The organism is Pseudomonas sp. SIMBA_068 (assembly GCF_046534705.1).
GTDB lineage: Bacteria > Pseudomonadota > Gammaproteobacteria > Pseudomonadales > Pseudomonadaceae > Aquipseudomonas > Aquipseudomonas putida.
The window spans coordinates 1-243 of sequence record NZ_JAWRYI010001398.1 but is presented as its reverse complement, the minus strand read 5'-3'; the positions used below and the strand labels follow the sequence as shown (position 1 = coordinate 243).

1 protein-coding gene is annotated in these 243 nt (G+C 52.7%); it reads left to right on the top strand.

What is annotated here, in order from left to right:
* The coding region (locus SB756_RS34210) for a glucokinase (RefSeq protein ID WP_410913773.1) at positions 1-243 on the top strand (243 nt) is incomplete at both ends.

The following is a 243-nucleotide window of genomic DNA, read 5'->3' as shown; positions in this document are numbered from 1 at the left end:
CGTCATTATGGGCCGTTTTGGCGGCAATCTGGCGCTCAATCTCGGGACATTTGGCGGCGTGTTTATTGCGGGCGGTATCGTGCCGCGCTTCCTTGAGTTCTTCAAAGCCTCCGGTTTCCGTGCCGCATTTGAAGATAAAGGGCGCTTTAAAGAATATGTCCATGATATTCCGGTGTATCTCATCGTCCATGACAATCCGGGCCTTCTCGGTTCCGGTGCACATTTACGCCAGACCTTAGGTCA